At 46.5% G+C, this 23,290-nt stretch carries 18 protein-coding genes; 12 read left to right on the top strand and 6 right to left on the bottom strand.

The window, feature by feature from the left end:
• Nucleotides 1-37: 37 nt before the first annotated feature.
• The 5 genes from BBC0122_RS07085 (at nucleotide 38) to alaS (ending at nucleotide 6,861) form a co-directional block, all read left to right on the top strand.
• Entirely contained in the window at nucleotides 38-1,318 is a 1,281-nt protein-coding gene (locus tag BBC0122_RS07085) for a replication-associated recombination protein A (protein WP_077994571.1), read from the top strand.
• 111 nt (nucleotides 1,319-1,429) lie between these two features.
• Nucleotides 1,430-2,101, top strand: a complete 672-nt coding sequence (locus BBC0122_RS07080; protein ID WP_077992493.1) for a YiaD family glycine zipper/OmpA-like lipoprotein — start codon at nucleotides 1,430-1,432, stop codon at nucleotides 2,099-2,101.
• A 220-nt stretch (nucleotides 2,102-2,321) separates the two neighbouring features.
• On the top strand, nucleotides 2,322-3,404 hold the full coding sequence (gene recA / locus BBC0122_RS07075) for a recombinase RecA (protein WP_077992491.1): 1,083 nt from the start codon (nucleotides 2,322-2,324) through the stop codon (nucleotides 3,402-3,404).
• 479 nt (nucleotides 3,405-3,883) lie between these two features.
• Entirely contained in the window at nucleotides 3,884-4,063 is a 180-nt protein-coding gene (locus BBC0122_RS07070) for a hypothetical protein (RefSeq protein WP_077992489.1), read from the top strand.
• Nucleotides 4,064-4,194: 131 nt separating this feature from the next.
• Nucleotides 4,195-6,861 (top strand): alanine--tRNA ligase, encoded by a 2,667-nt coding sequence (alaS, locus tag BBC0122_RS07065; protein WP_077992487.1) that lies wholly within the window; start codon nucleotides 4,195-4,197, stop codon nucleotides 6,859-6,861.
• 379 nt (nucleotides 6,862-7,240) lie between these two features.
• Here alaS and BBC0122_RS13290 read toward each other — a convergent pair whose 3' ends face one another.
• Nucleotides 7,241-7,366 (bottom strand): hypothetical protein, encoded by a 126-nt coding sequence (locus BBC0122_RS13290; RefSeq protein WP_257788066.1) that lies wholly within the window; start codon nucleotides 7,364-7,366, stop codon nucleotides 7,241-7,243.
• A 71-nt stretch (nucleotides 7,367-7,437) separates the two neighbouring features.
• Here BBC0122_RS13290 and BBC0122_RS13005 point away from each other — a divergent pair, with 71 nt between their 5' ends.
• Complete coding sequence (locus tag BBC0122_RS13005) at nucleotides 7,438-7,599, top strand: hypothetical protein (protein WP_188318008.1); 162 nt, start codon at nucleotides 7,438-7,440, stop codon at nucleotides 7,597-7,599.
• A 232-nt stretch (nucleotides 7,600-7,831) separates the two neighbouring features.
• On the opposite strand, the gene BBC0122_RS07060 is transcribed toward BBC0122_RS13005, so the two are convergent.
• Complete coding sequence (locus BBC0122_RS07060; RefSeq protein ID WP_077992481.1) at nucleotides 7,832-9,649, bottom strand: glucan ABC transporter ATP-binding protein/ permease; 1,818 nt, start codon at nucleotides 9,647-9,649, stop codon at nucleotides 7,832-7,834.
• 209 nt (nucleotides 9,650-9,858) lie between these two features.
• Here BBC0122_RS07060 and BBC0122_RS07055 point away from each other — a divergent pair, with 209 nt between their 5' ends.
• The 4 genes from BBC0122_RS07055 to BBC0122_RS07040 all read left to right on the top strand — a co-directional run bounded on the left by BBC0122_RS07055 (nucleotide 9,859) and on the right by BBC0122_RS07040 (nucleotide 12,817).
• Nucleotides 9,859-10,842 carry an RluA family pseudouridine synthase gene (locus BBC0122_RS07055; RefSeq protein WP_077992479.1) on the top strand — a complete coding sequence of 328 codons (984 nt, stop codon included), beginning with the start codon at nucleotides 9,859-9,861 and terminating at the stop codon, nucleotides 10,840-10,842.
• Nucleotides 10,839-11,516, top strand: coding sequence for an HAD-IA family hydrolase (locus BBC0122_RS07050; RefSeq protein WP_077992478.1), 678 nt, complete (start codon nucleotides 10,839-10,841; stop codon nucleotides 11,514-11,516). The genes BBC0122_RS07055 and BBC0122_RS07050 overlap by 4 nt, the downstream gene beginning before the upstream one ends.
• On the top strand, nucleotides 11,509-12,297 hold the full coding sequence (locus tag BBC0122_RS07045) for an ATP12 family chaperone protein (protein WP_077992476.1): 789 nt from the start codon (nucleotides 11,509-11,511) through the stop codon (nucleotides 12,295-12,297). Before BBC0122_RS07050 ends, BBC0122_RS07045 begins: the two co-directional genes overlap by 8 nt.
• Before the next feature lie 91 nt (nucleotides 12,298-12,388).
• Nucleotides 12,389-12,817: an organic hydroperoxide resistance protein gene (locus tag BBC0122_RS07040; protein WP_077992475.1), complete on the top strand. Its 429-nt coding sequence runs from the start codon at nucleotides 12,389-12,391 to the stop codon at nucleotides 12,815-12,817.
• Nucleotides 12,818-13,653: 836 nt separating this feature from the next.
• Here the strand turns inward: BBC0122_RS07040 and BBC0122_RS07030 are convergent.
• The 3 genes from BBC0122_RS07030 to BBC0122_RS07020 form a co-directional block, all read right to left on the bottom strand.
• Complete coding sequence (locus BBC0122_RS07030) at nucleotides 13,654-14,199, bottom strand: hypothetical protein (RefSeq protein ID WP_077992473.1); 546 nt, start codon at nucleotides 14,197-14,199, stop codon at nucleotides 13,654-13,656.
• 142 nt (nucleotides 14,200-14,341) lie between these two features.
• Nucleotides 14,342-15,751 carry a type I glutamate--ammonia ligase gene (gene glnA, locus BBC0122_RS07025; RefSeq protein WP_077992471.1) on the bottom strand — a complete coding sequence of 470 codons (1,410 nt, stop codon included), beginning with the start codon at nucleotides 15,749-15,751 and terminating at the stop codon, nucleotides 14,342-14,344.
• Between the two features lie 75 nt (nucleotides 15,752-15,826).
• Nucleotides 15,827-16,156, bottom strand: coding sequence for a P-II family nitrogen regulator (locus BBC0122_RS07020; RefSeq protein WP_077992470.1), 330 nt, complete (start codon nucleotides 16,154-16,156; stop codon nucleotides 15,827-15,829).
• A 232-nt stretch (nucleotides 16,157-16,388) separates the two neighbouring features.
• Here BBC0122_RS07020 and BBC0122_RS07015 point away from each other — a divergent pair, with 232 nt between their 5' ends.
• Both BBC0122_RS07015 and BBC0122_RS07010 read left to right on the top strand, forming a co-directional pair.
• Nucleotides 16,389-17,933: an NAD(P)H-hydrate dehydratase gene (locus BBC0122_RS07015; RefSeq protein ID WP_077992468.1), complete on the top strand. Its 1,545-nt coding sequence runs from the start codon at nucleotides 16,389-16,391 to the stop codon at nucleotides 17,931-17,933.
• Nucleotides 17,934-18,063: 130 nt separating this feature from the next.
• Nucleotides 18,064-19,305, top strand: coding sequence for a porin (locus BBC0122_RS07010; RefSeq protein WP_077992466.1), 1,242 nt, complete (start codon nucleotides 18,064-18,066; stop codon nucleotides 19,303-19,305).
• 833 nt (nucleotides 19,306-20,138) lie between these two features.
• Here BBC0122_RS07010 and uvrA read toward each other — a convergent pair.
• On the bottom strand, nucleotides 20,139-23,057 hold the full coding sequence (uvrA, locus tag BBC0122_RS07005; protein ID WP_077992464.1) for an excinuclease ABC subunit UvrA: 2,919 nt from the start codon (nucleotides 23,055-23,057) through the stop codon (nucleotides 20,139-20,141).
• Between the last annotated feature and the right edge of the window lie 233 nt (nucleotides 23,058-23,290).

Here is a 23,290-nt window from a genome sequence, read left to right as displayed (position 1 = left end):
GGCTAACGATCTTTTTTCAGCTACGACCGATTTGCAGATGGACAAGACCAAACCGCTTGCCGAGCGTATGCGGCCTCAACATCTGTCAGAAGTTATCGGGCAAGAACATATCACCGGTCCGGAAGGCGCATTAAGCAGAATGATCGCCTCCGGTTCGATGGGGTCAATGATTTTCTGGGGACCACCCGGTACAGGAAAAACAACTGTTGCAAGATTACTTGCAAATGAAACGGAACTCGCTTTCGAGCAGATTTCGGCAATTTTTTCCGGTGTGAGCGAGCTAAAAAAAGTATTTGAAAGTGCGCGCGCAAGACGGATGTCCGGCAGGCAGACGTTGCTGTTTGTCGACGAAATACACCGGTTCAATCGTGCACAACAGGATAGTTTTTTGCCGGTTATGGAAGATGGTACGGTTATTCTTGTGGGTGCAACAACGGAAAATCCGTCTTTCGAGCTTAATGCGGCGTTACTTTCGCGCGCACGTGTGCTGACATTCCATTCACTTGATGAAAAGAGTCTGGCAACAATTCTTGAAAGAGCCGAAAAAATAGAAGGCAAGCCACTTCCTGTCGACGAGGGGGCTCGTGATATGCTGGTACGTATGGCCGATGGAGATGGTCGCGCCGTACTTACAATGGCAGAAGAGCTATGGAGAGCCGCACGGACAGGCGAGGTGTTCAATGAAACAACCTTGCAGGAGATTGTCCAGCAACGTGCGGCGATCTATGACAAAGGGCAGGATGGGCATTATAATCTCATATCTGCTCTTCATAAGTCGGTACGCGGTTCGGACCCCGATGCAGCCCTTTACTATCTCTCGCGTATGTTGGATGCAGGAGAAAACCCGCATTATATCGGAAGGCGGCTCGTGCGTATGGCGGTTGAAGATATAGGATTGGCAGATCCGCAGGCTCTCGTCATTGCCAATGCCGCGAAAGATGCCTACGATTATCTTGGCTCACCCGAAGGTGAACTGGCATTTGCCCAAGCCTGTATTTATCTCGCAACCGCTCCCAAATCCAATGCCGGTTATGTGGCATTCAATAAGGCTATGCGTTCGGCGCGCCAGAACGGTTCGTTAATGCCGCCCAAATATATTCTTAATGCGCCGACAAAACTTATGAAACAGGAAGGTTATAACGAAGGTTATCATTATGACCATGATGAGCCTGACGCATTTTCAGGACAGGAATATTTTCCTGAAAAAATGGGACATCAGCATTATTATGATCCGCCTGAACGTGGCTTTGAACGTGAAATAAAAAAGCGCTTGGAATGGTGGGAAAGACTACGTAAAGAACGTAACAGACAAAAATAAACTTGGTATAAGCAGGTAAAATTCAAACTCGTGCGATGAAAATTGCTAAATCCCCCCTATAATCTCCGTCAGGAGATTTAAATGAATCCTTTTAAACGGAGATTATCAAATATGTTGAAAAAGTTGGGCATCCTTTTTCTATCGGCCAGTTTTTTGACCGCATGTGAAACAACGAATCCCTATACCGGTGAAAGTCAGGTATCAAAAACTGCAACTGGCGCAACAATCGGTGCCGTAGCTGGTGCTCTCGGCGGGCTGATGGTGGGTGGTTCAAGCCACGCCCAAAGAAATGCGGTGTTGATCGGTGCAGGCGTCGGCGCACTCGGTGGTGGACTTATTGGTAATTATATGGACCGTCAGGAAGCCGAGCTTCGTCAACAATTGCAGGGAACCGGTGTGTCTGTTACCCGTTATGGCGACCAAATACGCCTGAATATGCCTGGAAATATCACCTTCAATACCGATCAGGATTCAGTCAAAGGGCAATTTTATCCGGTGTTGAACTCTGTCGCTATCGTCTTAAAGAAATATAACAAATCGCTCGTCGATGTTTTCGGTTTTACCGATTCGACCGGAAGTCTTGCACACAATCAGGACCTCTCGCAACGACGCGCGCTCGCGGTTGCCAATTATCTTAATAGTCAAGGTATTGATGGCCGACGCCTTGCAGTTCAAGGCTACGGGCCATCAAACCCGATTGCGTCGAACGATACTGTCGAGGGCCGTTCACAAAACCGCCGTGTAGAAATCCAGATTGCCCCCCTGCGTCAGGATGGTTATTGATTTTAACAGTTGGAACATCGGATTTTGAAAACCGCCGCTTTTTGCGGCGGTTTTGTTTTATTCAAGCTTGTTTGTCGTGAGAACATTATTAGAACAAAAATATATAATAATGTAAAAACAACAGGTTGTCCCACTTGTAAAATGAGAACAAATGGTGTACAAAAAGATCACGAAATAAATGAGTGCTCTAGCTTCATATAATAGAAAAGGTTAGTGTAAGATGGCACAAAATACATTGCGACTCGTTGAGGATAAAACAGTGGATAAATCGAAAGCTCTGGATGCCGCACTATCCCAGATAGAACGTTCATTTGGCAAAGGCTCTATTATGCGCCTTGGCGATAACAAGCATATTGTAGAAATCGAAACAGTTCCGACAGGCTCGTTATCGCTGGATATTGCCCTCGGAGTGGGGGGGCTTCCCAAAGGGCGTATCGTGGAAATTTACGGGCCTGAAAGTTCCGGTAAAACGACTTTGGCTCTTCATACAATTGCCGAAGCTCAAAAGCGTGGTGGAATTTGTGCATTTATTGATGCCGAACATGCGCTTGATCCGGTCTATGCCCGCAAGCTTGGTGTTGATATTGAAAACCTTCTGATTTCCCAGCCTGATACCGGCGAACAAGCATTGGAAATCACCGATACGCTGGTTCGCTCCGGTGCTGTGGATGTTCTGGTTGTTGACTCTGTCGCGGCTTTGACACCTCGTGCAGAAATCGAAGGCGAAATGGGGGATTCACTTCCCGGTCTGCAGGCACGGTTGATGAGTCAGGCTCTGCGTAAATTGACAGCGTCGATTTCCCGCTCGAATTGTATGGTCATCTTCATCAACCAGATCCGTATGAAGATCGGTGTCATGTTCGGTTCCCCCGAAACGACGACAGGTGGCAATGCTTTGAAATTTTATGCTTCCGTCCGTCTTGATATTCGGCGCATCGGTTCGATCAAGGATCGTGATGAGGTTGTAGGTAACCAGACACGCGTTAAAGTGGTCAAAAACAAACTCGCTCCTCCGTTCAAGCAAGTAGAATTCGACATTATGTATGGCGAAGGCATTTCCAAACTTGGCGAGCTTATCGATCTCGGTGTTAAAGTCGGAATTGTTGAAAAGTCCGGTGCGTGGTTCTCTTATAATTCGCAACGTTTGGGGCAGGGGCGCGAAAATGCAAAGCAGTTTTTGCGTGAGAATAAGGAAGTTGCTGATGAAATTGAAGCAGCCCTGCGGCAAAACGCCGGTTTGATTGCAACAGAATTGCTGGAAAATGGCGGTCCGGAATCAGATGGTGAAAGCGAAGCGGTTTGATATTTTGGTTTCTACAATATGAAATTGAAATATAAATTCGGTAAAAGCTTTATCACTCGTCATTAGTTCATCACGAATAAACAAACGGCGTCAGAATATAGGTCGTTTGTTTTTGTCGCGTAAAAAACCGGTTTAAATTCTGTCAGATGAAATGTCGATTTAAATTTTGTCAGATGAAACCGCGGTTTGAAAGTTGGCTTTATAAAGCAAAAATAGTGGTTTGAAATTATAAACTATTTGATTGATAAGGAGCCGTGCAAAATTTGCTACGGCTCCTTTCTTATAAAATATCAGGCAAAATATCCGGTAGCAAAAGCGCATTGACGAGCGGTCATTAAGGGGAAATATAATGGCTATCGTTCGTTTTCGGATAATGTAAAATCCCGTTGGCAGAAGACAAATTGCATTATCGGAATTAAATCGGGCGTTCACGGCGCGTCATCGCCAGTGAAAGGGGCTTGAAGAACCGGAATAGAGCTATGTCAAATGTAGACATTGCATTAAGCTTTAAAAATATTTTCTGTTATAGAAATCATTTTCCGGTTTTGGCGGAACGCACTTATATGCTGTTTATCTCAAGAGCGGTTACAGTTATTGGACATATTCATAAAGGTCACATTGTGCGTTACGAAACAGATGCCCATGTAAAAAGCGAATAATAAATCACATTGGTAAAGTGGCGTTAAAAAGTGGTTTTCAGATCAATGAATATGCTCTAAAAGGCAGACAATATAGTTTTAAAAAATCCTAAAAGCGCAACAGCGCTTTATGGCCAGTACAGGTGTCAGTTATGAATAGTGTTAACGAGATCCGGTCAACCTTTCTGGATTATTTCCACAGAAACGGGCATGAGATTGTTCCCTCAAGTCCGCTTGTGCCCAGAAATGATCCGACATTGATGTTTACCAATGCGGGAATGGTACAATTCAAGAATGTTTTTACCGGTCTTGAGCAGCGCCCTTATAAAAGAGCGACAACAGCACAAAAATGTGTTCGTGCCGGTGGTAAACACAATGATCTCGACAATGTCGGTTACACTGCACGCCACCACACGTTTTTCGAGATGCTCGGCAACTTTTCTTTCGGCGATTATTTCAAGGAACAGGCGATTTATTTTGCGTGGAATTTGTTGACCAAAGAATTTTGTTTGCCGAAAGAAAAGCTGTTGGTCACTGTTTATCACGAAGACGATGTGGCGGCCGATCTTTGGAAAAAGATTGCCGGGCTTTCTGACGACAAGATCATCAGGATTTCAACCAATGACAATTTCTGGGCCATGGGTGATACCGGCCCGTGCGGCCCCTGTTCCGAAATATTCTACGACCATGGTGATAAAATTTGGGGTGGAGTTCCCGGAAGTGCAGAAGAAGATGGTGACCGGTATATCGAAATCTGGAACCTTGTTTTCATGCAATACGAGCAGGTAACAAAAGACCAGCGTAATGATTTGCCGCGGCCATCCATTGATACCGGCATGGGATTGGAACGTATTGCGGCTGTCTTGCAGGGTGTTCATGACAATTATGATATTGACCTTTTCAAAACGTTGATCCGCGCTTCGGAAGAAGCAACAGGTGTCAAAGCAGAAGGTGAATTTGTTGCAAGTCATCGTGTTATTGCCGATCATTTGCGCTCATCCGCATTCCTCATTGCCGACGGTGTTTTGCCGTCAAACGAGGGGCGCGGCTATGTATTGCGCCGGATTATGCGTCGCGCTATGCGTCATGCCGAATTGCTTGGCGCTAAGGAACCTTTAATGTGGCGCCTTCTGCCGACATTGATACGCGAAATGGGGCAAGCCTATCCCGAACTTATACGGGCAGAGGCACTTATTTCGGAAACTTTGCGGTTGGAAGAAACACGCTTCCGCAAGACTTTGGAGCGCGGCCTCAATTTGTTGAACGAGGCAAGCCATAATCTGAAATCGGGCGATCATCTTGATGGCGAAACCGCATTCAAACTGTATGACACCTATGGTTTTCCGCTTGATCTTACTCAGGATGCGCTTCGTCGCCGCAATATAACGGTTGATGTCGAGGCTTTCGACAAGGCCATGGAACGGCAAAAAGCCGAAGCCCGTGCCAATTGGGCGGGTTCGGGTGAAGAAGCAACCGAAACCGTCTGGTTTGCTGTCAGAGATCGCGTTGGTTCGACCGAATTTCTTGGCTATGAGACAGAAAAAGCTGAAGCAGTGATTACTGCCATTGTCAAAGATGGAAAGATCGTCGACGAGCTTAAGGAAGGTGAAGAAGGGGCACTGGTGGTCAATCAAACGCCTTTCTATGGTGAATCGGGCGGACAGGTCGGGGACACCGGCACAATTTCCGGCGAAAAATTTACTTTCGATGTCACGGATACACAGAAAAAAGCCAATGGTGTGTTCATCCACATCGGAAGCTCGAAAAAAGGGTCAATCAAAACCGGTGACGTGGTCGAGCTTGATGTAGACCAAAAAAGACGCCGTAAAATCCGCGCCAATCACTCGGCAACACATCTTCTCCATGAAGCTCTTCGCGAAACACTTGGAACCCATGTCGCCCAGAAAGGGTCATTGGTAACACCGGAACGCTTGCGTTTCGACTTTTCCCATCCGAAACCCATGACTGCCGAAGAAATCAAACAGGTTGAGGATTTGGCGAACGAAATCGTTTTGCAAAATAGCCCTGTCACCACACGGTTGATGAGCGTCGATGATGCGATTGCCGAAGGAGCTATGGCTCTGTTTGGTGAAAAATATGGTGACGAGGTTCGTGTTGTTTCTATGGGGCAAAGGGTTGACCCGACGAAGGTCGGAAATCGGCCTTGGTCGCTCGAACTTTGTGGTGGTACGCATGTGAAACGTACCGGTGATATAGGACTTATCCGTATTGTATCGGAAAGTGCTGTTGCTGCGGGAGTTCGCCGTATCGAAGCATTGACCGGCGATGCCGCCCGTCATTATCTTGACGGTCAGGATCAACGCGTTCACGAAATTGCCAATGTGTTGAAAACAACGCCGCAGGAAGCACTGGAACGCGTCCATATTCTGGTCGAGGAACGTCGTAAACTTGAAAAAGAATTGAACGAAGCCAGAAAACAACTGGCCTTGACTGGCGGCACAGCCAACCATTCAGAACCCGATATTGAAGAGATTAACGGTGTGTCGTTTATGGGGCGCGTTGTTCATGGCGTTTCTCCTAAGGATTTGAAGCCATTGGCAGATGCCGGAAAGAACAAGATTGGAAGCGGTATTGTCGCTTTCATCGGCGTTTCGGAAGATGGCAAGGCAAGTGCCGTCGTTGGCGTTACCGATGATTTGACGAGCCGTTACAATGCGGTGGTTCTGGTCAAAGCCTTATCGGAAGTCCTTGGCGGCAAAGGCGGCGGCGGTCGGCCGGATATGGCGCAAGCCGGCGGACCGGACGGTCAAAAAGCCGAGGATGCGCTCAAAGCTTTGCGGCAGAACCTGACAAAATAAGTTTAAAAAGCGGGCAAGTCCCGCTTTTTTATTGTTATCTTGCACAATTACACAATTGGCCGTTTCTGGTTTCAGGCAGCCGGATTTATGAATTTTATCGTATTTGAACCTTTTGTCGAGCAGAAGCCGGTTGCTCTATGTTTTTTATGAGATTTTATATTTTCATAAGAATTTATATCACGTGGTTTGTATAATTTTCGCGATATTTTGTATTGTTAATATTCTTAACAAGATAACTTTTATATATTTCTGAAAATAGATTGTTTCTTACGATTGAATATCATCAAGTTTTGCGATGCTCTTTTGAAAAGTTAATTTTATTGACTTAAATTTAAAAGAGAAATGGTTTTGATACTCAAGCAGGCTGTGCGATCAATAGCTATTGTGTCAAAAATATTGATAAAGAGATCAGATGTCGATCGGGTTTTGCAAAGCGAAAATCCATTTCCCCGTCTTCCATTTCCCCGTCTGCCATTTCCTTGTCTTCCATCTCCGTGTTTTGCATTTCGGTGTCTAATGCCACGAAGAAATTAAGCTGTTGCCTATGTGCTTTCTTTATATCGGAGCGTTAGCGGAATGGAGCGAAGTGTCAAAAGCGATGAAACCGGATTGGCTTTTCGCCAGATTTATCATTCGAGTGAAAAGACCTGTCAATGTGTCAATGGATGCAATACAGCACTCGCCGTTTCAGTGCTATTTTTCACATTATTTGTCTCGAAAGGTGTCGGCACTTCATAATCATCTATCACATGAGATAGGCGACAGGAGAGTTTGAAGGAGGGCGTTTACGCTTCAGCTCCTGTTTTTTGCAGTGATGAATGCTATCGTTATGCATGTGCGGGGTTCAAAAGTCCACTTGCTTATGCGGCTACAGGGATAATGTCCAGCAGTTTTACAATACCGGTTCTACGATATTCATCACTTGACTGCCGGAATGAACGTTAAAGGCCGACCATTTTAGATAGGCGATCTAATGTTGCGCAACATTATCGTGGTTGAGTGCATGGGGTGAATGGTCGATCGTCAAACCACCCGCTTTGAGGAGCGCTGTAAAGCGGCCACCTTTTTCAGCAAGTTCGTCAAAACTTCCTTGTTCGACAATGTGTCCACGATCCATAAACAAGACCAGATCGGCGTTACGGACTGTCGATAGGCGATGGGCAATGATAATCGTTGTGCGGTTCCGGCTTACTGTGTCGATTGCTTCTTTAACACGCGCTTCTGTTTCAACATCCAATGCACTTGTTGCTTCGTCAAGAACGAAGATAGGGGAATTTTTCAATACAGCTCTGGCGATTGCGAGCCTCTGGCGTTCGCCACCGGAAAGGAGCGAACCGCGTTCTCCCACCCTTGTGTCGTAACCATTGGTTTTTGCACGAATAAAATCATTGGCTGCCGCAATCTTGGCGGCTTCATATATTTCTTCGTCGGTTGCTTCAGGCCGGCCGATGCTGATATTTTCCTTGATCGTCCGGTTGAATAAACCGGAATCCTGAAACACGGTCGCCATAGCATGACGAAGTGATGCGCGATTGACCGTTCGTGTATCGACACCATCTATCGTTATCACGCCCGATTCAGGGTCATAGATGCGTTGCAAGAGATTAATCAGTGTTGTTTTACCGGCACCGGTAGGGCCGACAATAGCCGCCGTCTGGCCGGGCTTGATTTCAAAACTGATGTCATAGACACCTTGTAACGTGTTGGAGAATTCATGCGTTACATGGTCGAAACGAATGTCGCCTTTAACATTGGTCAAAGACGGTAAACCTTCCGGTTCGGCAGCAGCAATTGTTGAATCCATCATGTCGTAGAATGCATCAAGCTTTGCACGGTTGGAACCGATGAGATTGATAAAATTGCTGATTTGGTCGAGCTGTCCGATCATCATCTGTGAAAAGAAAACAAAAGCAACCACATCACCAATATTGAGAATGCCTTTTGAAACAAGATAGGCACCAAGAACGATGACAACGATGACTGTAATTGTCGAGGCCATGCGGTTAAGTCCGGCAGCCAATGCCCACCAGTTCAAAACCGGATATTGGGCTTTAAGAACATTTTGTGCGTTCTGTTTGACCCGCGCACTCTCTTCATCCCCGCGGTTATAACTTTGAACAACCGAGACATTGGAAATGGAATCCGTGACATGTTCAAAGAGGGCAAGGTGGTATTTTTCGACCGATTCCTGACCGGTTTTGGTCTTTGTCATGACCAGTCGTGCAATCATAATGTAAATAATACCAAGTGAAATCAGCACAATAGACAACCGGTAATCGGTCCAGATTGCGACACTCAACAAAATGACAAGCTGGATCATGGATGCCAAATGCTGACGCATGAATTCGAGCCACATGGTAAACATGGATTCACATGCGCGCAGCATGGTATGAAGTGCGTTGGATGTGCCTATCTTCTGGTGCCAGGCAAGCGGCATATTGATAATGCGCTGGTAGGATTCAGCCAATACTCCCAAGCGCCTGCGATGGGCGAGGCGGTCGGCACCGCGATCAACCATAACCGTTGCAATAATGGAAAACATGCCAAGTGCTGTCCATAGTGCAAGATAGGGAATCACCGCGGTAAATGTGTCACCGGCAGAAAAAGCAGTGCCGCTCGATACGGCTTGTGCAGTCAATGAAAGCTCGTCAATAATCCATCCGAAAATTTTCGGTATGAAAACTTGTACTGCCGCCATGGCAATATTGGCTGCACATATAATGATGACAGTTCTCTTTTCTGTCATCAAATAGCTGACTGCGCGCGTATAAGTTTTAAAAAGCGACAAGCTTATTCTCCAATGACGCCTTGCACCGATAGCCGTCTGTTAAAAAATACGGTCAACTGTTTATAGCGTTTATGTAAGATGCGCTACCGTTCAATTTACGATCAGCGAAACCACTTTTAGCAACACAATGTAACGCTGCGTGATCGCGATGATAAATCATGTCGCTATTGTTGTCCGATGATGCTAGAGAGGGCGACAAGGAGATAATGATGGCCGGTGTAGAAATAAAACAAGTAGATGAAGACGAAAACGGCATGCGCGTCGACCGTTGGTTCAAGGCACACTATCCGGGGCTTGGATTTGGTCACTTGCAGAAGCTGTTGCGGTCGGGGCAGATTCGCGTTGATGGCGGTCGTGTCAAGTCGGATACAAGACTTCAAACCGGACAATCTGTCCGTGTTCCACCTTTACCTGTTGATGAAAAGGGCACTCTACCGCTCACCGGCAAAACCATTCGCGGGCAGGACGACGGCGATGTTTTGAAGCAGATGCTGCTTTATGAAGACAAGAAGCTTTATGTGTTTAACAAACCGGCTGGTCTCGCCGTTCAGGGCGGCTCCGGTGTCACCCGTCATGTCGATGGAATGCTTGAAGCCTGGCGCAACCAAAAAGGCGAAAAACCGCGCCTCGTCCATCGTCTTGATCGTGATACATCGGGCGTACTGGTTGTTGCCAAAACACGCTCGGCCGCTCAAGCTTTGGCAGCAGCCTTTCGTGCACGTGAAACCAGGAAAACCTACTGGGCTCTGGTAAGGGGCGTTCCCAAAAAACGCGAAGACAAGATTTCAACATGGCTCGTAAAAGAATCAACACCTGATGGCGATAAAATGCGGGTATGTCCCCATGGCGAACCGGATTCCGACCATGCGGTTTCGCATTATCGTGTTATTGATACACGTGGACAGATTTTGTCATGGCTCGAAATGGAACCTTATACCGGTCGTACCCACCAATTACGCGTTCATGCCGCCTATATTGGCCACCCCATTATTGGCGACCCGAAATATTTTTATGCAGACCAGAATTGGGAACTACCCGGTGGCATCCAGAACCGGCTACATCTTCATGCACGGCGCATAAGAATTCCTAATCCGTCGGGCGGGATATTGGACGTGACAGCACCGCTGCCACCCCACATGGTTCAAAGTTTCAATCTTCTTGCTTTTGATGAAAATGACGGAGATACCGATTGAGCGACACGCCGCTTCGCCTTGCACTTTTTGATTGTGATGGAACACTGGTTGATAGTGCATTCACTATCCAGCATGTGATGACCACGGTGTTCCAACAATTTTCATATAAAGAGCCAAGCCTTGATGAAACCGAAAGGGTCATAGGCCTTTCGCTTGAAGTTGCAATAGCAGAACTGCTGAAACGTCCGGTGGATGATGAAATTCTTGAAATGGCAACGGCCTATAAGCAGAATTTCGCAAAATTCAGGGGGGATATTTCTTTTACCGAACCACTTTTCCCCGGAATTATGGAAACCTTGACGACGCTTGAACAGAACGATGATATTTTGTTGGGGCTTGTTACCGGAAAGACGCGATTGGCCGTCGATAAAATCTGTGAAGCATACAAACTTCATTGTTTTATCACCATCAAAACAGCCGATGATTGCCCTTCAAAACCCGATCCCGCCATGGTTCTGGAAAGCTGTAAACAGACTGGTGTTTCACCCGACAATACATTTGTAATTGGCGATTCAATTTACGACATGCAAATGGCCAAACTTGCACATGCGAATGCAATCGGCGTTTCATGGGGTTATCATACGCCCGATGCGCTGAAAGAGGCGGGAGCGGGAACAATTGTCCGCGAACCGGAAGAGTTAATTCCGATATTGGAAAGAAAAAGCAATGCGTGAATTTCTTGAAGAATTGAATGATGAAGCCGAAAAGTCCGATCCGGTAAAACAGGCACAGCTCCTATCCAGACGCGAATTGCCGAAACGTTTTTATAAAAACGCAGCAGTCGAACAGGAAGGCGGCACATTTGCGGTGGTGCTTGACGGTAAAACCGTCAAAACTCCGGCGCGGAATAAATTGGTTTTGCCCAATGAAGCTCTTGCCCGCATGATTGCATGCGAATTCAATGCCCAAAAACAGACAATTGATCCTGCAAAAATGCCGATTACACGTCTTGTCAATTCCATTATTGATGGCGTCATCGACCATATGGAAGCCGTACGCGATGAAATATTGGAATTTGCAGGCAATGATATGCTCTTTTATCGTGCTGATTCACCAAAGGAACTGGCTGAAAGACAACATCTTCATTGGGACCCCGTATTGGAATGGATTCACCAGAATTATGGTGCGCGCTTCATGCTGACTGAAGGGGTCATGTTTGTAAAACAGCCCGATGAATCAATTCTGGCAATAGAAAATGCGCTCAAGGCTGTAGATTCGCCTTATGTGCTTGCGGCCTTACATTCCATCACCACACTTTGTGGCTCGGCTTTGCTCGCGCTTGCTGTCTGGAAAGGAAAAATAAATCTTTCACAAGCCTGGCAACTTGCCCATCTTGACGAGGATTGGACGATTGAACATTGGGGGGAAGATCAGGAAGCCGCTACCAAACGCGCCTATCACCAAGCCGAATATGAAGCGGCTGTTTCCGTCATCGCGGCAATCGAGAACCAATAATTTTCAGAACTAGCCCGCTCGATTATTGCTTCTCTATAAAAAAACACTAGGTTAAAGCCTTGAGTTTGTTTTACCAAGGAGTGAAAGCACCATGTTATCGAATATCGTTTATAGGACAACAGCTATTGCCGAAGGCGGACGGGAAGGGCATGTACATTCGGAAGATGGGGCGCTTGACATCGATCTGGTAAAACCCAAAGAAATGGGTGGAGACGGTAAAGTCGGCTTAAACCCCGAAACGCTTTTTGCCGCCGGATATGCCGCATGTTTTGAATCGGCTACACGTTTTGCAGCACAAAAAGCGGGTTTCAAAGTTGAACCCGGCAGTTACGTCAAAGCCGAAGTCGGCATTGGCCCACGTAAAACCACCGGTTTTGAACTATCTGTTATTTTGACAGTGCATCTTGAAGGGCTGGATAAACAGCAGGCTGAAATGGCGGCTCACACAGCGCATAACGAGATTTGTCCCTATTCAAACGCGACACGTAATAATATCAGTGTGCAGATCAAAGTGGTTTGATCGCTCTTTAAAAACTTTGCGTTTTTATGCTTGCTGATCGAAATTTACAAAACGGTCAATGAAAACAGTAAGTATGGAAAAGAACGCCTGAAACGGATAACAGCATTGATGCGGGAGCCACGCATTCCAGAAATGTTTGGACTTAAATTCCGGAATTATTTTGGCCTCCACATCAAGGCTTGAAAAAGGGCAGGGGAAGCCCGTTCGATTTCCTTTTTGGCAACGCCAAAACTTGGTCTCGAAGCGGTTTCCCGGCATCAAGGCTTGATAAACAGAGGGGACAGCCGCCACTATTTCTGTTTTGGCAACGTCAAAATCAATAGTGATGCAGTTTTAATCTGTTGAATGAAATCTTTATGAACGGGCCGTGTCGAGATTCTTTAAGCGACCGGTTTTGCGCTGCATTCCGCTTAGAGTTGTTTATGATGACAACCATCCTTGTTGTCAAAGGCATTCTGCCCTCCCGGATTTTCCTGAATAATCAGATAGTTGAAGGGCTATCAATTGTAATGCTGGCATGTTGAGCAGAATAGCCGTTATAGAGGCCTATTCCGGATAGCTTGATCTTTAGAACAATCGCTTTGCGACAGCTATTTCAGCCGCCACGTTTTTTAAACTGCAATCGGGAAAGGCGTATTATCAAGGGCAACAAAAGCACTTTCCGGCCTTATCCGGACGGTTTTTGACACCGTCTAACCATTTGGAAATCATGTTCAACACGCAACAATAAGGCGCTTGGCCGGTTGAAAAATTGCATATTTTCAACGGATATTGGCTACAAACACCCTTACAGTTAGTTTACGATTCCTAAGGTTCCGGCCGACAGATGCAAAGGATTATTTTATCTTCTTTACTTCCGGTGCACTGAGTTTGATTTTTTCAAAACCCGGAAAGGCAGCGCTCATTGTTGAAAGCGTTGTTGCATCATCACCGCGAACAAAATACCACTGATTATTATCAAGAATAGCGACGAGTTCGCCTTTAATCTGGTTTTTCTCGCTCCCGTTGGTTGTTATCACAAAGTCGGTCGGAATGATATAATAGGGCGTTCCATCTTCAAACTCGCCGGCGCGCTTTTTCGATTGGCCTATTGTTATCTTGTCAACTTTATAGGTTTCGGCGAGCTGCTTCATCTGGCTTACCATGATTTGCCGAAATTGTTCCTGATCGACTTTCGATTGGGCCGCAAGTGTCTGGATAATGCGCGGCGGAATCGCGTTCAAAACCGCATCGAAATTGGATGTCTGTAACGCTGTCGCATAATTATTCGTGGCATCGGTCAACATTTTAATTTCTTCATCAGTGGCGGAGCGCGCATGAGCCGCGAAAGTGCCGCTGAAAAGGAGTGAAAAACCAACGATAATTGGGAGGATACGGCGCATAACTTACCTTCGATACTAGTTACTCATAAATCCTTTATAAGGAACTCGCAGTTTAAAGGCAAAGCGTGACAGGAAAAAGGCAGCGATTGTTACAAAAACGGAGGCCGAAGCCCCCGTTTTCAATGATCTTGGTTAATGAAAATCAGACAGAATAATACATATCGAATTCGATCGGATGAGGTGTCATCTCGAAACGCAGAACCTCTTCCATCTTCAATTCGATAAACGAATCGATCTGGTCGTCATCGAATACATCACCGGCTTTAAGGAAGGCACGGTCTTTATCGAGACATTGCAATGCCTCACGCAAGCTTCCCGAAACAGTCGGGATTTTTTTCAGTTCTTTCGGAGGCAGATCATAAAGATCCTTATCCATAGCCTGTCCGGGATGGATCTTGTTTTTAATGCCGTCGAGGCCGGCCATCAAAATTGCCGAGAAAGCCAGATAAGGATTGGCTGTCGCATCAGGAAAACGGATTTCCACGCGTTTTGAGTTCGGCGAAGAACCGAAAGGAATACGGCAGGAAGCCGAACGGTTACGTGCCGAATAGGCGAGCAGAACCGGAGCTTCATAGCCGGGAACAAGGCGCTTGTACGAGTTGGTCGACGGGTTGGTGAAAGCGTTGATCGCTTTTGCGTGTTTGATGACACCGCCGATGAAGAACAGGCAGGATTCCGAAAGACCGGCATATTCATTGCCGGCAAATGTCGGCTTGCCATCTTTCCAGATCGACATGTGAACGTGCATGCCCGAACCGTTGTCGCCAAAGATCGGTTTCGGCATAAATGTGGCCGATTTTCCGTATGTGTTGGCGACTTGATGCACGACATATTTGAATATCTGCATTTTGTCGGCTTCACGCACCAATGTATCGAAGCGGATACCCAATTCATGCTGGGCGGCTGCAACTTCATGGTGATGTTTTTCAACGCGAACGCCCATATCTGTAAGCGCAGTCAACATTTCCGAACGGATATCCTGACAGGAATCAATCGGAGGAACCGGAAAATAACCGCCCTTGACGCGTGGCCGGTGACCGAGGTTGCCCATCTCGTATTCGGTGTCGTCATTTGACGGGAACTCGTTTGAATCAAGCTTGAAGCCGGTGTTGTAGGGGTCGTTTTTGAAGCGTACATCGTCAAAGATGAAAAATTCTGCTTCAGGACCAACATTGACCGTGTCGCCAATGCCCAGAGATTTCAAATAGGCTTCGGCTTTCTTGGCTGTCGAACGCGGATCACGGTTATAGGATTCACCCGATACCGGATCGAGAACATCGCAAAGAATAACCATTGTGGATTGGGCAAAAAACGGGTCCATATGGGCGGTGGTTGGATCCGGCATCAATACCATATCCGACTCATTGATTGCTTTCCATCCGCTGATCGAAGATCCGTCAAACATAACACCATCAGCAAATGTGTCTTCACTGATTTCAGCTATATCCATGGTTACATGTTGCAGCTTGCCTTTAGGATCACTAAAACGCAAATCTACAAAGCGAATGTCATTATCCTTAATTTGTTTAAGGACATCAGATGCAGTCGTCATATTACATTCCTTATTTAAAAGTAATAAAGGGTTGATCGGACATGCCCCTATGCGGGGCATGATTTTACTTATGGCTTAGATTGCGTCTACGCCCGTCTCTCCTGTACGAATGCGGATAACCTCTTCTACAGAAGAAACGAAAATTTTTCCGTCGCCGATGCGACCGGTCTGGGCTGCCTTGCGTATTGCTTCAATTGCAGATTCTACAGTTTCATCGGCAACAACAATTTCAACTTTGACCTTGGGAAGAAAATCAACAACATATTCGGCACCGCGATAAAGTTCGGTGTGGCCTTTCTGACGCCCGAAACCCTTGGCTTCGGTAACGGTTATGCCTTGTAAACCGACGTCTTGAAGAGCTTCCTTCACTTCATCAAGCTTGAATGGCTTAATGATAGCTTCGATTTTTTCATATTGATCTTGCCTCCAACGTTAAAATTTAGCTTCGGTAACCGCTTTATTTTGATTTGTTGCATTCACTAATATTTTATAAGCATGTTTTATGCCAAGTTGAAAAAATATCTGCTCTCTCAACAAGATTTTGCCAGACAAAGCAATTCATACATTGTTAACCGTGGCAAATGCAGGGGAACCGGTTATACTGTGTTCGGGAATTTACGTGTGAGGTGAATAAAAAATGGGCGAACTGACTAAAAAACATGCAATGGCTAGGATTGAAGCGCATAAATTTCCGATAGAACTTTTAACCCCGAAAGAAATGGGCGAGGCGGATCATCTCGCTGCAAGCTTGAATGGCGGGGATAGTTTCAAGCTCATGGAACGTGCCGGAAAGGCTGTTGCCGACATTATTCTCGATGACTATCGTCATGTTCGCAAAATTGCTGTCTTGTGTGGTCCCGGAAATAACGGTGGTGACGGTTATATGGCCGCACATATTCTAAAAGCCCATGGTTTCGAGCCTTATATATTTTCATTGGCAAAACCGAGAGCAGGAAGTGACGCAGAAAAAGCAGCCGCTTTGTGGAAAGGTGACTGTCTGGCGTTTGATACATTTTCATCTCCGGAAGATTTCGATGTCATTATAGATGCATTATATGGGGCAGGACTTGATAGACCGTTGGATAAGCCGCTTCAGGCAAGTTTAAAAAAGATCAATGAAAGTGGTGTTCCCGTTATTGCGATTGATTTGCCTTCCGGCGTTTTCGGGCGCACCGGCGCTTTAAATGGCGAAGCGATCAAGGCAACGAAGACCGTAACATTCTTCCGGTTGAAGCCGGGACATGTTTGTTATCCCGGACGCGCCTGTTGCGGCGAAATCAGGCTTGCCGATATAGGAATTCCCGCGAGCGTTCTTCAAACAATAAAACCGGAAAACTATATCAATTTTCCGTCGCTCTGGCTGAAAGATTGGCCGACACTTGATTATGATACGCATAAATACCGGCGCGGTCATGCGGTGGTTTTTTCCGGTCATCAGTCGTCAACCGGTGCTGCAAGACTTGCCGCTCATGCCGCAGCCAGAAGCGGGGCGGGGCTTGTTACAATCCTCTCGCCGGAAGATGCACTTGCCGTTCATGCAATGCATCTCACCAGTATCATGCTCGACGAAATGGGCAGCGACACGGAAATTCTCGCATTTCTGGAAAATAGAAAAGTGCGATCGGTTATCTTGGGGCCTGCATTCGGTTCACTGGAACGGGCATTATCAATCACCCGATCAATATTGACAAAGAGCGGGATTTTCACACTTGTTCTCGATGCGGATGCATTAACGGCCATAGCAGGAAAGAGCGAAGACATATTTCCACTTATCAAAAAGTCGCCGGTTAATGTGATATTGACGCCGCATGAAGGCGAGTTTCAGCGTGTTTTCCCCTCTGTTGCAAAGATGGACGGCCTGTCGCGTATCGAGAAAGCCGCGAAAGCAGCAACCGATTGCGGCGCTGTTGTTGTCTATAAAGGTGCCGATACAATCATTGCTTCTCCTGAAGGCCGTCTGGCAGTCAACGTCAACGGAACTCCCTATCTTGCCACTGCCGGTTCCGGAGATGTGCTTTCCGGCATTGTCGGCGGCTTGAGCGCGCAAAAAATGCTACCTTTCGAGGCGGCTTGCGCCGGTGTTTTTATTCATGCACGCTGCGCGGAACATTTTGGTATCGGTATGATTGCGGAAGATATTGTTTCGGCAATTCCCCTCGTTCTGGGTGAATTCGTTATGTGACTAATTTATCACAATTTAACTATAGATATGAATATTGAAAGATTTTGACTTTAAATTGCAGCGACACTGCCGCATAACACATCCATCATATTCTGATTAACAAACCTACCGAGCAGAGGGAGAATTCCTTATGAAAATAAAAGCACTATTGGCCGGTTCTGCTGCTGCCGTGGTCATATCGAGTGCATCTTATGCTGCCGATGTTGTTGTAGCCGAACCTGAACCCGTCGAATTTGTGCGTGTTTGTGATGCTTATGGGCAGGGTTATTTCTATATTCCCGGAACCGATACTTGTATGCGTGTTGGCGGGTATATGCGCGCCGACATAAAAGGTGGCGACAATGTCTATGCATATAAGGGCAAAAAAGACCGCGATACATATGCATGGCGTGCTCGTGGTGAATTGCGCTTCCAGACAGCAAGCGAAACCGAGCTTGGTACATTGCGCACTATGGTTGAGCTACGTAACCAATGGGACGATGGCAATGATACTTTGAGTGGGCAGGCTCACTTTGCTTATATCGAATTGGGCGGCTTGCGCGTTGGTGTTGACGAATCGATTTTCTGGCATTGGACGGGTTATCTCGGCAAGGTCTTGAACGATGATGTCGTCGATCCCGGCATGTTCCAGCGTACGAATGTCTTGAGCTATACGTTTTCGGCTGATAACGGGTTTTCGGCAATCATCGGTGTTGAACAGGGGACTGATGGTGGCAGCGACAATGCTGGCGACAACTACTATCTGAAGGGCATGGGTAGACGTGTTGCAACAAATGCTGGAAAAGCCTACCGCAATGATCCCGATGCACGTCATTTCTATAGCGGTAGCAGTATCGATGATTACACACCCAATGTTCTCCTCGGTGCGAAATTCGTACAGGGCTGGGGCTCTATCGCTGCTATTGGCGCTTATGATGCGCAATGGGAAGAATGGGCTGCCAAACTGCGCGTTAACTTGAACGTCACCGATCAATTGTCGGTTTGGGTCATGGGCGGCTACAAGAGCAATGACGACTATTACGCCTATGACGATGTTTATAACGATGATCGCCCCCACAGAAAGCATGATTACTATTATCGCATGCACACCAGCCAATATGGTGATTGGGGTGGCGATTGGGCCGTTTGGGGTGGTACAACCTATAAAGCTACCAAAAAGGCTTCTTTCAATTCGCAGTTGACTTATGATGACACAGACGTTTTCAGCGCATCGGTCAATATGGCTTATGAACTTGTTCCGGGTCTCGTTGTAACACCTGAAGTTTCCTATCTGAACTACGGTAATGACAAGAAGTGGGACGATGGTTCACGTGTTACATTCCATGGCGACAATGCCGTTCAGGGAATGTTGCGTATGCAGCGCAATTTCTAAAATCTTGTCAATCAATCATTATTTTAAATGGCGGCTTTGGCCGCCATTTTTTTATTCTTCATCATATTATTCGTTTTGCCAAATATGAGGCGCATAATTATTGCGCACATCCGGTTATTGAAGTCTTCCAGATCTTTGATTTTCAATGACATTGAATACGAAATTGCGTATTTTGTGTCTGTCCGCAAAGGCTTTATTTAATAAATTAAAAAAAACCTATAATACATTGTTTTAATTTGATTATTATATTCGTTTTTCGTCTTTTTTGAGCCAAATGAAGCTTTTTTAAAACTCGTTTATGCGGCCTCTATCGGCATTTTCGGCAAATAAATTGAAAGGCACACATAGAACTTACGGGATTTATGTCACCGCACGAAATCACATTACTGCAATTTGGTTTCAGTAACTTGTCCGCAATTCACCCATTACCTTGCGGGTATAACAATCCATACAAAAATAGGCAGCGGACGTTGCGCAAGAAAAGAGAACCAAAACGTAACGCATAAAAGAGAGCCGGAGACGTAGTTCACCAAGAGCAGGCCGTGAACCCGGCAAACAAAAAACGTTATGAACGAGGTGCACGAAAAGCGAACCATGGATGTAGAGTGCCGGAGACGTAGTCCACAAAAAACAAGCCTAGGATGTGCCGCATGAAAAGCGGGCTATGGATGTGGCGCACGAAAAGCGGGACGTGGATAAAGAGAGCCGGAGACGTGCCGAAAAGTAAGTAAAGGATGTGGACACATAAAAAGCAAATAAAGGATGAATCAGATAAAAAGCGGGCTGTGAATGTGCCCGCTTTGATCTTCCTTGAAGTGTCGCTTTTCCTTCAGTTACTGCGATAGCGCTTTTTTCGTTGGCCGACGTTCTAGAAGTTCTTTCAGGAACTGTCCGGTGTAAGAGCGTTCCACTTTCACAATATCTTCCGGACGGCCGACAGCAACGATTTCGCCGCCGCCATCGCCACCTTCGGGGCCAAGGTCGATAATCCAGTCGGCAGTTTTGATCACTTCAAGATTATGCTCGATAACGGCAACAGTATTTCCCTGATCGACCAGTTCATGCAGAACTTCAAGAAGTTTCGCAACATCGTGGAAGTGCAGGCCTGTCGTCGGCTCGTCAAGAATATAGAGTGTCCGGCCGGTTGCCTTGCGAGCCAGTTCCTTGGCAAGTTTTACGCGCTGTGCTTCACCGCCGGAAAGGGTGGTCGCCTGTTGCCCGACCTTGATGTAGCCAAGTCCGACCTTGACCAATGTATCCATTTTGTCGCGAATGGCCGGTACTGCCTGGAAAAACTCCGCCGCTTCATCCACCGTCATATCAAGAACATCGGCGATGGATTTACCTTTATAGGTAACTTCCAGCGTTTCCCGATTATAGCGTTTACCGTGGCAGACATCACAGGTCACATAGACATCCGGTAAAAAATGCATTTCAATTTTTATGACGCCGTCGCCCTGACAGGCTTCACAGCGCCCGCCCTTGACGTTGAATGAAAAACGTCCTGGCTGATAACCGCGGGCTTTTGCTTCCGGCAAACCGGCAAACCAGTCACGTATCGGGGTAAATGCACCGGTATAGGTTGCCGGATTCGAGCGCGGAGTGCGCCCGATCGGGGATTGGTCAATGTCGATAACTTTGTCGAGATATTCAAGCCCCTCGATTCGATCATGTTCGGCCGGATGTTCACGGCTTCCCATGATGCGCCGCGAGGCTGCTTTGAACAGTGTTTCGATAAGGAATGTCGATTTGCCACCGCCCGAAACACCGGTAACACAGGTAAACGTTCCAAGCGGAATATCGGCAGTAATGTTCTTTAAATTGTTGCCTCTCGCCCCGACAACACGCAATTTTTTTGTCTTGGAAATTTTGCGGCGCTCGGCAGGTACGGGAACAAACATTTTGCCTGAAAGATATTGGCCGGTGAGCGATGCCGGATCATCCATAATATCTTTTGGCGTTCCTTGCGCGACGACTTTACCGCCGTTAACTCCCGCAGCCGGACCAATATCGACGACATAATCGGCAGTCAGAATGGCATCTTCATCATGTTCGACAACAATCACCGTATTGCCGAGATCACGTAGATGTTTAAGTGTTTCAAGAAGACGTGCATTATCGCGCTGGTGCAATCCGATAGACGGCTCATCAAGAACATAGAGAACGCCTGTTAATCCTGAACCGATTTGCGAAGCAAGCCGGATGCGCTGGCTTTCACCGCCCGATAACGTACCGGAAGCGCGCGCCAGTGTGAGATATTCAAGCCCGACATCATTCAGAAATTTCAAACGGTCGCGAATTTCTTTCAAAATACGTGAAGCAATATTCTTCTGTTTTTCATTGAAAGTCTTATCCACTTCCTGAAACCATTTATCGGCTTTGGAAATCGACATTTCGGATACTTCGCCAATGTGAAGCTTGTTGATTTTTACAGCCAGTGCTTCCGGCTTCAACCGATAGCCTTTACATGCCGGACAAGGGGAAGACGACATATAACGTTCAATCTCCTCGCGTGACCAGGCCGAATCGGTTTCTTTCCAGCGCCGTTCCATATTGGGAATGACACCTTCAAAACTTTTTGTCGCAGAATAGGAACGCATCCCGTCGTGATAGGTAAAGGTGACTTCTTTCTTGCCCGTGCCGTAAAGAATCGCGTGACGGGCTTCTTCGGAAAGGTCTTTCCATTTGTCTGTGAGCTTGAAATGATAAGCCTTCCCAAGCGCTTCAAGTGTTTGATTGTAATAGGGTGAAGAGGATTTCGACCACGGAGCAATACCACCTGCTTTCAACGACAAATTCTCGTCAGGAACCACCATGGCCGGATCAATTGCCTGTAGTGACCCCAAGCCGTCACAGGTCGGGCAAGCACCGAACGGATTGTTAAAAGAAAAAAGCCGTGGCTCTATTTCGGGAATCGTAAAGCCCGAAACAGGGCAGGCAAACTTTTCGGAAAAGAGTAAACGTTCATGCGTATCGTTTTTCGATTTATTGGCCGAACCACCGGCTGTCTGTTCTTTCGGAAGCGGCTTGTCGGCAAGTTCGGCAACAGCCAATCCGTCAGCCAGATGAAGGCAGGTTTCAAGACTATCGGCAAGACGGGCTGAAATATCAGGTTTCACAACAAGCCGGTCGACGACAACATCAATATCGTGTTTATATTTTTTATCGAGTTCCGGAACATCGGCTATTTCATAAAAAACGCCGTCGATTTTGACACGCTGGAAGCCTTTTTTAAGAAGGTCGGCCATTTCCTTTTTATATTCGCCTTTGCGCCCGCGCACGAGCGGAGCCAGAATATAAAGTCTCGTTCCTTCGGGGAGTGCCAGAATGCGATCAACCATCTGGCTTACAGTCTGGCTTTCAATCGGTAATCCTGTAACCGGTGAATAGGGCACACCGACCCGCGCAAACAACAAGCGCATATAATCGTGAATTTCCGTGACCGTGCCGACAGTTGAACGCGGGTTACGACTCGTGGTCTTTTGTTCAATGGAAATAGCCGGAGAGAGACCGTCAATCTGGTCTACATCCGGTTTTTGCATCATTTCCAGAAACTGTCTGGCATAGGCTGAAAGACTTTCCACATATCGCCTTTGCCCTTCGGCATAGATCGTATCGAAAGCAAGCGAGGATTTACCCGATCCCGAAAGACCTGTCATGACAATCAGTTTGTCTCTTGGCAGATCAAGATCTATGTTCTTTAAATTATGTTGGCGGGCACCACGTATTGAAATATATTTCTGATCGGACATATTTGGCCTTGCGGGGAAAGAACAAAAATGGAACACTCGCTTTCAAATAGGTGAGACTATCAAAAATTGCAATGGTAAGAATTCAACTTAAAAAATAACTGAAAAAGAAGTTCTGTGGAAATTGCACGAATAAACCGGCCTTTTTTGCCTCAAGCTTGAAAATAGATTATATGGTGACAAATTGAGCTTTAGCATTTAATTTTCGGCTTTTTGCCGCGTGGTTTGGAGTTTTG

It is taken from the genome of Ditibartonella choladocola (assembly GCF_002007565.1).
GTDB lineage: Bacteria > Pseudomonadota > Alphaproteobacteria > Rhizobiales > Rhizobiaceae > Bartonella > Bartonella choladocola.
Note: the sequence above shows the minus strand (reverse complement) of the source record. Positions and strands in the feature narration are given on the sequence as shown.